Annotated in this window: 15 protein-coding genes; 12 read left to right on the top strand and 3 right to left on the bottom strand. The window is 37.4% G+C overall.

Annotated elements, in window-relative coordinates; translation table 11 throughout:
- Positions 1-16 precede the first annotated feature (16 nt).
- Entirely contained in the window at positions 17-1,549 is a 1,533-nt protein-coding gene (locus tag B212_RS0126625; RefSeq protein WP_019914324.1) for an Eco57I restriction-modification methylase domain-containing protein, read from the bottom strand.
- 165 nt (positions 1,550-1,714) lie between these two features.
- Positions 1,715-2,023: a DUF3850 domain-containing protein gene (locus B212_RS32550; protein WP_019914323.1), complete on the bottom strand. Its 309-nt coding sequence runs from the start codon at positions 2,021-2,023 to the stop codon at positions 1,715-1,717.
- 152 nt (positions 2,024-2,175) lie between these two features.
- Here B212_RS32550 and B212_RS0126615 point away from each other — a divergent pair, with 152 nt between their 5' ends.
- From B212_RS0126615 to B212_RS0126585, 7 genes are read left to right on the top strand one after another with little or no spacing between them, the layout of a single operon-like run.
- On the top strand, positions 2,176-2,628 hold the full coding sequence (locus tag B212_RS0126615; RefSeq protein WP_019914321.1) for a DUF6932 family protein: 453 nt from the start codon (positions 2,176-2,178) through the stop codon (positions 2,626-2,628).
- Positions 2,625-4,052: an XRE family transcriptional regulator gene (locus tag B212_RS0126610; protein WP_019914320.1), complete on the top strand. Its 1,428-nt coding sequence runs from the start codon at positions 2,625-2,627 to the stop codon at positions 4,050-4,052. The genes B212_RS0126615 and B212_RS0126610 overlap by 4 nt, the downstream gene beginning before the upstream one ends.
- Positions 4,052-4,639, top strand: a complete 588-nt coding sequence (locus B212_RS0126605) for a DUF4186 family protein (protein ID WP_019914319.1) — start codon at positions 4,052-4,054, stop codon at positions 4,637-4,639. Before B212_RS0126610 ends, B212_RS0126605 begins: the two co-directional genes overlap by 1 nt.
- The gene (locus tag B212_RS0126600; protein WP_019914318.1) at positions 4,636-5,640 is read left to right on the top strand and encodes a radical SAM protein; all 1,005 of its coding nucleotides are present in this window, start codon (positions 4,636-4,638) and stop codon (positions 5,638-5,640) included. The genes B212_RS0126605 and B212_RS0126600 overlap by 4 nt, the downstream gene beginning before the upstream one ends.
- On the top strand, positions 5,641-6,174 hold the full coding sequence (locus tag B212_RS0126595; protein WP_019914317.1) for an AAA family ATPase: 534 nt from the start codon (positions 5,641-5,643) through the stop codon (positions 6,172-6,174).
- 28 nt (positions 6,175-6,202) lie between these two features.
- Positions 6,203-6,613 carry a hypothetical protein gene (locus B212_RS0126590; RefSeq protein ID WP_019914316.1) on the top strand — a complete coding sequence of 137 codons (411 nt, stop codon included), beginning with the start codon at positions 6,203-6,205 and terminating at the stop codon, positions 6,611-6,613.
- Positions 6,614-6,655: 42 nt separating this feature from the next.
- On the top strand, positions 6,656-7,477 hold the full coding sequence (locus B212_RS0126585) for a hypothetical protein (RefSeq protein ID WP_019914315.1): 822 nt from the start codon (positions 6,656-6,658) through the stop codon (positions 7,475-7,477).
- Positions 7,478-7,707: 230 nt separating this feature from the next.
- Here B212_RS0126585 and B212_RS0126580 read toward each other — a convergent pair whose 3' ends face one another.
- Positions 7,708-7,890: a hypothetical protein gene (locus B212_RS0126580; protein ID WP_019914314.1), complete on the bottom strand. Its 183-nt coding sequence runs from the start codon at positions 7,888-7,890 to the stop codon at positions 7,708-7,710.
- Between the two features lie 197 nt (positions 7,891-8,087).
- Between B212_RS0126580 and B212_RS0126575 the strand changes: the two genes are divergently transcribed.
- The 5 genes from B212_RS0126575 to B212_RS0126555 all read left to right on the top strand — a co-directional run bounded on the left by B212_RS0126575 (position 8,088) and on the right by B212_RS0126555 (position 12,159).
- Entirely contained in the window at positions 8,088-8,468 is a 381-nt protein-coding gene (locus tag B212_RS0126575) for a DUF6809 family protein (RefSeq protein WP_156830228.1), read from the top strand.
- Between the two features lie 56 nt (positions 8,469-8,524).
- Complete coding sequence (locus tag B212_RS0126570; protein ID WP_019914311.1) at positions 8,525-8,782, top strand: hypothetical protein; 258 nt, start codon at positions 8,525-8,527, stop codon at positions 8,780-8,782.
- Positions 8,779-9,165 carry a retropepsin-like aspartic protease gene (locus B212_RS0126565; RefSeq protein WP_019914310.1) on the top strand — a complete coding sequence of 129 codons (387 nt, stop codon included), beginning with the start codon at positions 8,779-8,781 and terminating at the stop codon, positions 9,163-9,165. Before B212_RS0126570 ends, B212_RS0126565 begins: the two co-directional genes overlap by 4 nt.
- 857 nt (positions 9,166-10,022) lie before the next feature.
- Entirely contained in the window at positions 10,023-11,264 is a 1,242-nt protein-coding gene (locus tag B212_RS0126560; protein ID WP_019909810.1) for an ISL3 family transposase, read from the top strand.
- Positions 11,265-11,406: 142 nt separating this feature from the next.
- Entirely contained in the window at positions 11,407-12,159 is a 753-nt protein-coding gene (locus B212_RS0126555; protein ID WP_198015895.1) for a hypothetical protein, read from the top strand.
- Positions 12,160-12,338 lie beyond the last annotated feature (179 nt).

The following is a 12,338-nucleotide window of genomic DNA, read 5'->3' as shown; positions in this document are numbered from 1 at the left end:
GGGGGGGTTGACAATATTAAAGAAAAATATGGAGTATATCTTCAATCAGTTGATCCACTTCTTCTTGAGAAGGGAAGCTTTCTCCAATCATTGAACCGAGTTGTATAACCTGGTCGTAAGTTGGGTAAGGTATATTTTTTAAATCCCCAACGTTTACCTGTGTATGACCGTTGAACTGCCGAAAGAAACCATCAACAACTGTAGAACTTAAATACACGGCTAAGCCTTTAGCAAAAACTAGTGATAAACCTTGTCCATTAATATGAAAATAATTAACATGATTTTCAAATCCTATATACTCTGCATCCAAGAAATTCTCTTTATAGATAGATGGGACAATTCGTTTAGGCTCTTCTTTAGACGAGAATCTCTTTACTAATACATAATTGCCTTTAGGCACAAGCATTTTTTGAGTAAATTCATTCTGCAAAATTGCATTAGGTTTGGGAGCAGGATTTACTGGCCAATTAACGTATCCTGAGTTGAAGTGGAACGGATAAATTAAAGGTACAGTACCCTTCTCAGGTTGATCTCTAAGATTAGCCTTCGTTCTAAAATCAACAACCTTCCCAGTTGAAACTTTGATGCCGAGCTCATCTAAAGTGCATTTAGCGCCCTCCATTGAGAGTTTGATTTTTAGATCTGACTCATCTCGTAAGATTCTAATAAATTTTTCCGTATCTAGCGGTTCAATGAGACGATCATAATCAAGCATGTGAGATGTAGTTTTACCTTCTATATTGAAAGAAGAAGAGATTTCAACTGGTTGTCTGTCAGTGGTTTTTACAGCATGGTATATTATGTTCTCTTGTAATACTTCATCGTCTTTAAAGGAGGCATCTCTTGAATCAAAAATATGGATTTTTCTAAAACGCATGTCAGATAAAAAATCTATTCTAAACGATTTGAAATAAGTTCCGTTACAAAAACTTCTTGGTGTAATAGCAATCAGTTCACCGTTCTTTTGTAAAAGTCTTTTTGATAGGGCTACAAATGCTGTGTAATAGTTAGTGGTCTCTATTCCAACTTCATTTAATAACCTACGAGTTAATGATTTACTATATATTTTTTTGTAGGGTGGGTTAAGTATTACTTTGGTAAATTGATAGTTACTTTTAGATTTTATTAAATTTGCAGCATAATCAACGAAGTCATTTGTTATAATTTCATAATTAAAAAGAATTTCGTTATCTTCACATAGAGACTTACAGTTTTCTAAGGATTGCTCAAGATAACTAATTAATTTAGAATCAATTTCTACAGCAATTAACTCGATACTCTTTGGTCTATTCTTTAAATTGCAAAAATGAATCACTGATGCAGTCGCTAAAATTCCGATGCCTGCACCAGGATCTAAGAGCTTGACGTGCTCTTCCTCATTTCCAAACATCTTGCTCATAAATGATGCTATACGAGGTTCAGTGAAAAACTGACCTAAGACTAATTTCTCTTCTCTATCAGTTGTAGCACTTATCTCAAGTCTGGTTTTATTTACATTATTGAAAAGTGATTCCATTATAACTGAATCGTTATTAATATTATTCGTCATCGTATACCTCCATTGTAAGGAACGTGCGTTCGCAATAACTATGTTAACTATTGTATATCAACTATATTCAAGGGTCTATAGACTTATAGAATTAATCACTGGTAATAAAAAGAAATTCAGGATGGATGCCTGAATTTCTTTTTTTTAAACAGTTTCTTTTGAGTTTTAATACTCAGTAATTGACATGGCTATATAACCTGTAGGCACCCAAGGGGACTCACATATAACATGAGTTACAATTCTCAAGGCCTCTCTTCCTGAATATCCTGTATCCACATTATACTCTTTTAAAACAAGGATATCACCAATTGTGAAATTCCGATCATTTTTCCTGATTTCCACAGTTTTTCGATAAAGAGGGTCTTTATGAATTATCGAATCAAAATATTGTGGCCAGGTTTTGAGATAATGAATTTTACCAGAGCAGGAATGTAAAAAATTATCCATAGCTAGTAGATTTACCGAAGTGTTCATAATATTTTACCTCCACAAAGCATTAGTATATCTTATAATTCGACAGCTTTTGCATAATTCCTGCATTATTATATAGTAAGAATGAATTACGAACGAGTGTTTGTTACAATCGTTTTAAGGATTTCTAATTTTGAAAGAACGGGTGGTTTTATATGAATGTTTCTAAAGGCCCTGTCTTCAATTTAACAGGAAACTTAGAACCTGGCTTACACTGGATGGAATGGTCAGATTTCGTGCACCAATTCGGCTTTTCACAGAAAAGGGTGGAGCTAATATCTGGACTTCAAAGTGCATTGAATTTGTTAAAGATTGCAGGTTGCAAGACAGTTTATATCGACGGTAGCTTTGCGTCTACAAAAGAAATTCCAGGTGACTTTGATGCTTGCTGGGAAGAAGCAGACACTGACTTGGCTATACTTGATCCGGTTTTTTTTGATTTCAATTCTGGTAGAGCTGCTCAAAAGGCAAAATTCAAAGGGGAGTTTTTTCCTGGTGAATTAATGGAAGGCGGAAGTAAGCTTACTTTTTTAAACTTCTTTCAACGAGACAAGCGAACTGGGGAAGCTAAAGGTATTATAGCAATTGATTTAAGGAGGTTGCCATGATTAAAAATGAAAAAGAGTATGAGGTAACCAAGAGGGAAGTATCTAATTTCATTGAATCATTGGATAAGTTAGAGCTGGACAGGGAGGGTATGCACCCTAAGTTATATCAGCTTTATAAAGATGCCATGATTAGTCAACTTAATGATCTTGAAGATGAGGTGAGAGAGTATGAGTCATTAAAAGACTCACACCTTTATTTTAGAATAAATTCTCTTACAGAACTTCCAAGAATAATTACCAAAGCGAGGATATCAGAGGGATATAGCCAAGAAACTTTTGCGGCCTTTCTTGGTCTTCCTTATGAGGAGTTATACAAATTAGAAAATAATGATTATGTTTATGCTGACATAAATTTACTAATAGATATAGCAGAAAAATTAAAAGTTGATTTTCCTGAGGAAAAAGTAAAAATTTACGAGAATGTTTCAGTGACCAGTACTATTAAAAAGCTTCTTGCTTTAGGAATGAATTCGAAGTTTGTTTTTGAAAGAATAATTCCTACTAAGTTTTTGCTTAAAGGTTCTAATGTTGCTCATTTGGGGATAGTTGCAATGCTGGAATACTTACAGAAAATATTCCAGTGGGATCCTAAGGATATTTTGGAGGGGACCCAAATGGAAACAAGTTTACTACCTGTGAGTATGGCTAGATTTAAAATGCCAAAAAACGCCAAGGAGTCTTGGGCAAATGTTTATACAAACTATGCCTACTACATTGCTGAATTATTAAGTAAATCTATAGAGGATAAACCTGTGAAATATATTCCAAGCGATTGGAAAATCGTAAACTCTGAGATCTTAGAAAGATATGGAGAAGTTAGCTTCACCTCAGTTCTATCCTTTGTATGGGATCTAGGAATTGCAGTTATACCTCTAAAGGATACAGGTGCTTTTCATGGTGCATTCTGGAGAATGAGTGGAAGAAATATTATTCTTCTAAAACAAAAATCATCTAGCTCCTCAAGATGGGCTTTTGATCTCCTTCATGAATTATTTCACGCTTTACAAGAACCAGAGGCATCAGAGAGAACAATAATTGAAGAAAATGGAGATTTAGATAATGAGGAGAAGCATGCTAATCAGTTTGCTGGTAATGTGTTGCTAAATGGCAGGGCTAATGAACTAGCCCAGAAATGTGTTGTGATTTCCAAAGGATCACTAGAAAGATTAAAGGGGACAGTGGTAAAGGTCGCCAAAGATGAAAAAGTTTCAGCAAGTAGTTTGGCAAATTATTTAGCATTTCGGCTCTCATTACAAGGGCAAGACTGGTGGGGGGCAGCAAGTAATTTACAATTGAATGATTCAAACGAGCCATTTAAAATTGCTAAAGAAGTGTTATTAAATAATATCGATTTTAAAAAATTAGACGAAGCCGAAACGGAGATTGTACTACAGGCTTTGTCAGAAAACGAGGTTATTGTATAATGGATGATTTTGATCTCCCTCCGTTGAATATTAAGTGCACTGATTCAGACTGTGAAAATGATTTGCACTGCTTTTTGTCTACAAAGAAAATGGCTAAAGAGGGTAAAACAGGATCATGTAGAAATTGTGGCGTAGATTTGGTTGACTGGGATAGAACTCATATGAATGAAGTTAATGACGTAGATTATAAGTTCCATATTATGAAAAAAGAAATGATACGGCACCATTTTTGGCACGTAACAATAGATCAAAAGGCAATAAACTATGCAAAAAGGAAAGGGCGTATAAAATTAACTGAAAGCGTGAAAAGTCGACTGAAAAGTTCGGTTGGATCAGCTAGTCCATATAGAGACGGTCAACAAACACCTTTTAAGGGGAACCCTATTTACTACGCACAACATGCGACTGCTACTTGTTGTAGAAGGTGCATAGAGGAATGGCATGATATACCCAAGGGGCGTGAATTGACCGAAAGTGAATTAGAATATATGTGTACTCTGGTAAACAAGTATTTAAGTGAAAGAATTCCTAGTATTACTGAAGGTGGAGAAAAAGTACCTGTAATAAGAAGAGGAGGGGTGAATTGATAAATACCTCCGTGATTTCTGAGGAATTAAGATTAAAGTCAGTAGACTTGATTAACCAAAGGGTATTAATTACAAATTTTAATAATTCTACTCAGAAAAATGATTTTACCCTACCACCTAATTGTGAGGGTTACGGAAGAATAAGGCATTTTAAGAGGGGGATTACAAATGAAAAATGGATCGCTAATCCTCTTCCAATCGATCCAGTCAGTAAGGCCCTTTCTTTAGACTCGGCAGATTTAATTAAAGCACAAGTTTTTCAACTAGCTTCGTGCAATTGGAGATGCTGGTATTGTTTTGTCCCATATAATTTATTATCGGCCAATCCTCAGTATGCGGGATGGCTTTCCGCAGAGGAAATGATAGATTTCTATATGAATCTAGAGGAAAGACCAAAGGTTATAGATTTAACAGGGGGGCAACCAGATTTAGCTCCAGAATGGGTTCTTTGGCTAATTAAAGAGCTTGAAATAAGGAACCTAGCAGACGAAGTTTATTTATGGTCGGATGATAACTTAAGTAATGACTACTTTTTTAGATATTTAACTGAAGCTGATCGAGATTATATATCAAAATACAAAAATTATTCACGTGTCTGCTGTTTCAAAGGATTTAACGAAGAATCATTTGAATTTAATACTAGCGCTTCTCGAGATTTATTTAAAAGTCAATTTTACCACTTTGAGAGGCTGTTTTCTATCGGTTTGGATTTATACTGTTATACAACGTTTACATCTCCTAACGTAAAGGGCATAGGAAGGGATATAGCATTTTTCATGGATGAACTACAAAAAATTCATGAAAACTTACCACTTCGAACCATACCGCTAGAAGTTCAGATTTTCTCTACTGTATCTCCAAGAATTAAAAGCATCCATGAAGAAGCAATAAAAGTACAGTATACTGCAATGGAAAAGTGGAGGGAAGAATTGCAGAGGAGATTCTCTTCTACAATGTTAGAAAAGAATATAGCTGATGTACCAATGAGGAGAATAAACTAAATGCATGAGGATTCTTTTGTTATCGGCATAAGTGGGAAGATTGCCAGTGGAAAAACCACTCTGTCACAGCAACTTGCAGAGACCTTTATCTGTCCAAGAGTTGGTTTTGGAGAATATGTAAGATTAATTGCTGCGCAAAGAGGGCTAACAGTAGCTGACAGAACCGTGTTACAAGAAATCGGTCAGGACTTAGTTGAACAAAATCCTGAAGATTTTTGCCGTCAGGTGATTAAGTTGGCCAATTGGGAAAACGGTCCTTTGGTGGTTGAAGGCATTAGGCATGTTAATATTTGTGAAAAACTTAAAGAAGTAGTTTCTCCTGCTCAATTTGTATTAATTTTTGTAGATACTGATGAGAATGAAAGACAAAATAGATTAAATACTAGAGGAGATATCAATGGCTCATTAGTAGAGAAGCACATCACAGAGAATGATGTAGAATTGTTAAAAACAAATGCAGATATCATTGTAAATGAAGAAACAGAATTGTATTCTCTAATTGAAATAATAAAACTAAAGATACAGCATGATTAATTTATTTACTTAAGGAGTGTGACTATAAATGGATCGATTAAACGAGGTTCAAGTCGCAATATATGAATTTACAAAAGACAGAGATGGCTATCATTCTATTAGTCAAATTGCTCAAGGAATTAATAAAGAAGAGGCTGAAGTAGAAAAAGAAATTAACAAGCTAGTGGAAATAAAGATAGTTCTTCAGACTAAGGGCAAAGCCGATAAAGAATCTCTAACATTTTACACTTTTGATGTTGAAAGTGAAGTGAAAAATATTATTAATTGCTCATACATAAATCTACTCAGACCGGAGGACTACTTTTTTTTGAAGAAGCACAAAGATTTAGCAATTAATGATCTAACCAGCCTAATAAAAGAAAATGAGCATACAACAGATGTAGTCACAATTAGTCATGTAAACCATTTAAAAAGTTTATTGGAGAAAATACAAAGCTAATTTCCTACTGGATACTTTTTAAGCTTAGGTATGGGGGAAGCGATGAACGGTAGGCCTACTTCTATTATTTTTTATCATCCCGGTGCAGAATTTCGTCCCAATTTCTCTGAAATTAAAAATAATGCAACAGATTGGAGTACTATAAAGCATTCCAGGAAATTTGTAGAAAGTAAAGGCTCTTACCTATCATCCTTAAATGCCTCCCCTAAAGTAGATGTACTAGGTTTGTGGGCAGAATGGGAAGCGCCCTCAAAAATTAGAAAAATGTTTACCTCTGTGTCTGGTTTACCAAAATATATTCACACACCGATAAGGCCAACACAACCAATTTTTCGAAATTTTTTAAATACAGATCCATGTGTTTTTGGTGACTATTTTTTGTATTCAAATTGTCAGCAGTACACTTGTCAAGGCAGGCAAACGACTATTCTGCAAAATCTTGAGCCTGGGGATGCGATCTTTTTTGGTTCCAATAGTAGAAACTATTTTGTTTTAGATACCGTGTTTGTGATAAGAGAAGTTTTAAGCATTGATAGACGACAGATTAGAAACAAAACAATACCTCAGGTGCCATTATGGTACTATGATCTTACATTAGATTTTTTAATGTTAAAATACAAATTATACATTGGTGCATCTATCACTCAGCCCATTAACGGTATGTTTAGCTTTTTTCCTTCTTTAATTATGCAACAATCGCCGATGGGATTTTCTCGGCCTTCTGTGTTTAATCAATACAATAAAGGACAAAGCAGAGGGTTTAGATATAAAGGATTAGATGCCCCGCAATTCTTATGGAATCAGGTTGTTCAAGAGACTCTTAAAGCAAGGTTGATGCTCGGTGTAAAAGCCGAGGCACCCTGAATATTTTAGGCCACCTCCCCAAACATCCTCAACATCACACTTCTCTGAATTGTGGCTCTGCACGTCCACGCCTCAGTTTCTAAAATCCCTTTCCCATCAAGGGTTTAAGGCCCTTTTTGGGAAAGGGGTTCTACACGGGTTAATAGAAGAAAGATTTAGCCATTCATAAAATGAACCCGTAATCTCAAACCATGTGGTTTAGAGATACGGGTTCATTTAATTTACATAGCTTACCCAGTATTCTTTTCTGGATAGCACCATTTACAGCCATTATAGCCTTGAGCAAAGTAAGGTTGGGCATTATTAGTATCAATTCTATGATATGGTTTAATTTCTTCAATTCTGCAGCGTGGCTCTACTTTAGCGGTTTTGTGAATTTCTTTTGTATTCGTATTCACTATATAAGTCGCCATAGTTCACCTCCCTTCAAATGTATTTTACTGTATATAAACATATAAAACAAGAACATTTGTTCTTTTTTATTGTTAGCTTTGTAATATATAATAATTAGCTACCTGTCACAGTTCGTTGTTTTAAATCTAGCAAATAGGAAATACTAGTATTATAGATTTGAAAGGGGGAGTAGGGAATGGGAGCTTGTCGTATATCAATGGTAAAGATGGACACGGTGGGAAAGCATTTTCCGAAGAAAAGAGAAACGTTGTCTGAATATGCAGCACTCGAAAATGCCTATCTTGATGGAATGAGAGAAATACTGAGCGAGGTAGCTGCTAGAAGGCATCTTGAAATTTGGGGAATCCGTTCTAACAATCCTCATATCAGAAAAGCTAGCGAAGAATCATCTTATGCAATCGAACGCCTACACAGTAGTTTGAACGAGATTCAACGTGAACTATATGGACTCATGGAGGAGGCCACAAGCGCAGAACAGGGACTTGAAGAGGAGGAAGCCTTTGTAGTCGGATTTCTGGAGGGATACCGCTTTATAAAAGAGCTCCAAAGATCGGGTGGAGGTCTGACTCTGGTTTAGAACATACCACCTGATATGCTATAATAATAGTAATTATATAACCGGAGGTGTTCAAGATGCGATGGGATGAAGTTCAGGAGCGTTTTCCGAATGAATGGGTCGTTCTTGAGGCGACCAAGGCGTATTCTAAGGAAGGCCAGCGTTTTATTGAAGAGATGTCCGTGATTAATTCTTATGAGGATTCTACCAAAGCATTGAAGCGTTACAGTGAGCTGCACCAGGAAGACCCTCACAGAGAGTATTGTTTTTTTCACACCTCCCGTCCTGAGGTTGTAGCGCGAGAACGATATATCGGGATCAGAGGGCCAAGATGAACATAACGGAAATCTATGGGCTTCCCTTTGTAAGCATGACAGTTGTGTTTAGGGGGAGAGAGTTAAGGCTTGAGAAGGTGCTGCTTGATACAGGTTCTGCCAGCACGCTTCTGAACGCGGATGTCGTACAGGAGATTGGCATGGTACCTGAAGGAAATGATATCGTTGATATTATACGGGGCGTAGGTGGCGTGGAGTATGTGTACACCAAATACCTGGACTCGATTATAGTCGAAGAAGCAATACTTAAGGATTTTCAAGTTGAAATTGGGAACATGGATTATGGCATGGAGATTGACGGAATCCTCGGTTTTAACTTCTTGAAACAAGCAGGAGCTGTGATTCACATTGTAGAAATGCAACTGGAAACCAACGTTTACTAAACGGCTATCTCGTACAATTCCAGTAGCAGCCCCCGCCGAATTGTGGCTCTGCATGTCCACGCCTCGGCTCCATATGGAGTATCAGTGAAGACACCTTTAAGGGTGTCTTTTTTTGTTTTAGCGGTTGTTTTGGTCTATACGTGGTGGTTAAAAAGCTTGCCACTACGCGGTTTCTGTGGCTTGCTATTAATGGATACAGTGAGTTTCACTGAAGGCTATGAAGGTTTTGGCCGCCAGCAATATCTAAGTTAGGATTCAGAGGCCAGACGTTTGTATGAAGCCAGACAGAAGTATTTGCACGATGAGGCCTTCATGCTGGGAAGTGCTAAATTGGCAGGTAAAAGGAAGTAGCGAAGAATATGCTTGATTTGAATCTGGACATAATGACCCTTGTAAAGGCGACTGGATTAACAAAACAGAGATCAATGCTTGAGAAATTAAAGAATGAGGGGGCACATTTATATAAATCATATTCGAGACCGTAAGATGAATTGTATCGGGCTTATTTATGATTTTGATATTGAATACGGGAGAACCTGATTTACATTCAATAAACCGAGATCGGTTATCCTTAATATACAGTGTGATTGTAATGGCGTGCTAGGAATGATTACTCAATTAGCAGGAATATGCACTAGAATGTGGAATATTTATAGAATTCGAGAAATGGAATTGATTAAGCTGTTCTATGAGGCATCTTAAAGTTGAGAAGGTGAAGGAAATGAAAAAACTTAAACAAAAAATCGGCTCAAAACAGAAATCAGTGCTTGACGAAATGAATATCGGATAAAATTGGAAAAACATCTGCTAATCCTGTATTGTTGTAAGTCCCCACCCACAACAAAAGGAATAGACAGATGCCAACTCAGTATATCAACGAACTGCTCGACATACCAGAGCTAAAGATTCACCAACTGTTATCCGTTCATGAGGATGAAGTTCACATAGAAGCCGTGCCGTTAGATGACAAGCAAATCTGCCCATGCTGCGCTTCGGATCAAGAAGTCATTCGGAAGGGAAGCAATGGTATGCGAACCGTCCGACATCTATCCGTTTTTGAAAAGAAAACCTATCTGCACGTGCCGACTATTCGCATGTTTTGTAATAGCTGCGAAGCCGGGTTCGTATGGATATATGATTTCGTTGGTCCCAAACAACGTTACAGCAGGCTTCTTCGCTCCCACACGGTCGAACAGGCTCTTGGATCCACGGCCGCGCATAGCGCCAGGATGCAGCAAGCGCCGGCAAGTACCGTACAACGTATGCATAACGAGGCGGTTCCTGACGTTAGCGATGCGCTCTACGAACAAGTGTGGGAAGAAGCCAAAGGAACGTCTGAATTGGTTCTGGGTGTCGATGACTTCGCGATCAAGAAAGGTCATACGTATAACACCGGCATTCACAACCTTAAAGGCGAGACGATGCTGGACCTGCTGCCGGGCCGAAAGCTGGAAGCCCTGCGGGCGTATGCCCAGGCACATCCGGAGTTCCTTCTGCTTCACCCGAAGGCAGTGGTTATGGATCTGGCTCAGGCCTACCACACTTGGATTGGCGAGTGTTTTCCGAAAGCGATTCGCATCGCAGATCGGTTTCATGTTCACGGTTATGTAATTGAAAGCGTGCAAGAAGTTCGGAAAACCGTTCAGCCTACACTGTCGCCGCGTGCCAAAGCATACCTGAAAGCGAACCATCGCCTCCTGAATCCGCCTGCCGAAGCGCTGAACGAGGAAAGCAAAAAGAAGTTGGACGCCATACTGAGCTACTCCCCGCTGCTGCGCAGCGTGTGGGAATGGAAAGAAGCGTTCACGACTTGGTATGATTGCTCGCCTAGCTATGTCGTTGCCATGCTGGGATTTGAGCGTTGGTGTAAGCAAGGCGATCAGATCGACCACGCCGCCGTCCAAAGTGCGCTAAAGACCATGCGTAATTGGCAAGAGGAGATCGTAAATTACCATCTATGCCGATGGACAAACGCAACCGTAGAGGGCCGCCACAATCGAATTAAAGCCTTTCAACGCCGCCATTATTTTACAAGGAATCGCAGTCGCTATAAGGCGGGTATTCTGATCGAATGTAACCGCCATCGGATGTTGTGCTAATAATCAAGCACTGATTCTGAGGTTGAACCAAAAAATCAGTACGATAATAGTGTTCGAGGCTATCTTCATACTATTAAGTTGCTTAGGGATTTCCTTCAGTGTATATGGAAAAGTTTACTTTATATTAAATGAAAATCAAATAATGTATTTATATTCAACTGGGGCACAAGTTATTGCAGGATTATTCGGGCTTACCTTAGCGGGATACATTTTTTTTAACGATCGATTAGAAAAAGAAGTACTAGCAGATGATTCTTTATACGATGTAGTTGAAACCTTGAAAAAAGGATATTATAGATCTATTATAAAAATGGGAGTCGTGTGTGTATTTGCAGTGGCTCTATGTATGTTAAATATAGCATTGAATTCTTTTCTACAAACGTATGAGGGAATGCATATATTTTTATTGAATCAAACAGTCTTGTTTATTTTGATTGAAATATTATATATAGTTGATTTTGTAATTAAGGTAGCTGACCCAAACAAAATATTAAAATTAAGTAATGCTCGAAAGTCGGAAATCGAGGGTAATGATGAAGATGCTGGAGATCTTTCTGAATTTTTGAAGTATTATAATAATATGCAAGATTTGATTATTTCAACTGCCGACTATCTAATTAATAAACAGTCCTTACAATTCACACAAAAAAATCATAAAGAGTACAAACCTCCAATCCTCCAATCATTAAATATACTTCAATCTAAAGAAATTTTAACTAAGTCCCTAATAAATAAAATTAACGAAATCAGAAAATATAGAAACTATACAGTGCATAGTTCTGAACCAATGGTAACAATTTCTAAGTGTCAACAAGCAAAACAATTATATGAGGAAATTAAGGATCAAATTGATAATTATTTTGATATGCTCAATAAGCAAATCGATGAAAGCTAGTCTTTCATTAAGCGTCTTCTTTCAATCTTTATAAAAGAGATCTCGACTTTCGAAGATGCTAAAAGTCTCTCATATCGCTTGATGTTACTCGTGTACATCCAAACTGTAACTACACTTGTAGAAGCTTATATGCCGTTATCTTCTCACAGTAGTTCGACTCCCTTCAGATTCAAACGCCT

Origin of the sequence: Paenibacillus sp. HW567, from assembly GCF_000374185.1 — a bacterium.
In the GTDB taxonomy this organism is placed as follows: domain Bacteria; phylum Bacillota; class Bacilli; order Paenibacillales; family Paenibacillaceae; genus Paenibacillus_AQ.
The sequence above is the reverse complement of the archived record's forward strand: the minus strand, read 5'-3'. Positions and strand labels throughout refer to the sequence as shown.

Excerpts from the sequence above, each read along its gene's own strand:
- B212_RS0126625 (WP_019914324.1), bottom strand. The coding sequence starts at position 1,549 with ATGACGAATAATATTAATAACGATTCAGTTATAATGGAATCACTTTTC.
- B212_RS32550 (WP_019914323.1), bottom strand. The coding sequence starts at position 2,023 with ATGAACACTTCGGTAAATCTACTAGCTATGGATAATTTTTTACATTCC.
- B212_RS0126615 (WP_019914321.1), top strand. The coding sequence starts at position 2,176 with ATGAATGTTTCTAAAGGCCCTGTCTTCAATTTAACAGGAAACTTAGAA.
- B212_RS0126610 (WP_019914320.1), top strand. The coding sequence starts at position 2,625 with ATGATTAAAAATGAAAAAGAGTATGAGGTAACCAAGAGGGAAGTATCT.
- B212_RS0126605 (WP_019914319.1), top strand. The coding sequence starts at position 4,052 with ATGGATGATTTTGATCTCCCTCCGTTGAATATTAAGTGCACTGATTCA.
- B212_RS0126595 (WP_019914317.1), top strand. The coding sequence starts at position 5,641 with ATGCATGAGGATTCTTTTGTTATCGGCATAAGTGGGAAGATTGCCAGT.
- B212_RS0126590 (WP_019914316.1), top strand. The coding sequence starts at position 6,203 with ATGGATCGATTAAACGAGGTTCAAGTCGCAATATATGAATTTACAAAA.
- B212_RS0126585 (WP_019914315.1), top strand. The coding sequence starts at position 6,656 with ATGAACGGTAGGCCTACTTCTATTATTTTTTATCATCCCGGTGCAGAA.
- B212_RS0126580 (WP_019914314.1), bottom strand. The coding sequence starts at position 7,890 with ATGGCGACTTATATAGTGAATACGAATACAAAAGAAATTCACAAAACC.
- B212_RS0126575 (WP_156830228.1), top strand. The coding sequence starts at position 8,088 with ATGGTAAAGATGGACACGGTGGGAAAGCATTTTCCGAAGAAAAGAGAA.
- B212_RS0126570 (WP_019914311.1), top strand. The coding sequence starts at position 8,525 with ATGCGATGGGATGAAGTTCAGGAGCGTTTTCCGAATGAATGGGTCGTT.
- B212_RS0126565 (WP_019914310.1), top strand. The coding sequence starts at position 8,779 with ATGAACATAACGGAAATCTATGGGCTTCCCTTTGTAAGCATGACAGTT.
- B212_RS0126560 (WP_019909810.1), top strand. The coding sequence starts at position 10,023 with ATGCCAACTCAGTATATCAACGAACTGCTCGACATACCAGAGCTAAAG.
- B212_RS0126555 (WP_198015895.1), top strand. The coding sequence starts at position 11,407 with ATGTATTTATATTCAACTGGGGCACAAGTTATTGCAGGATTATTCGGG.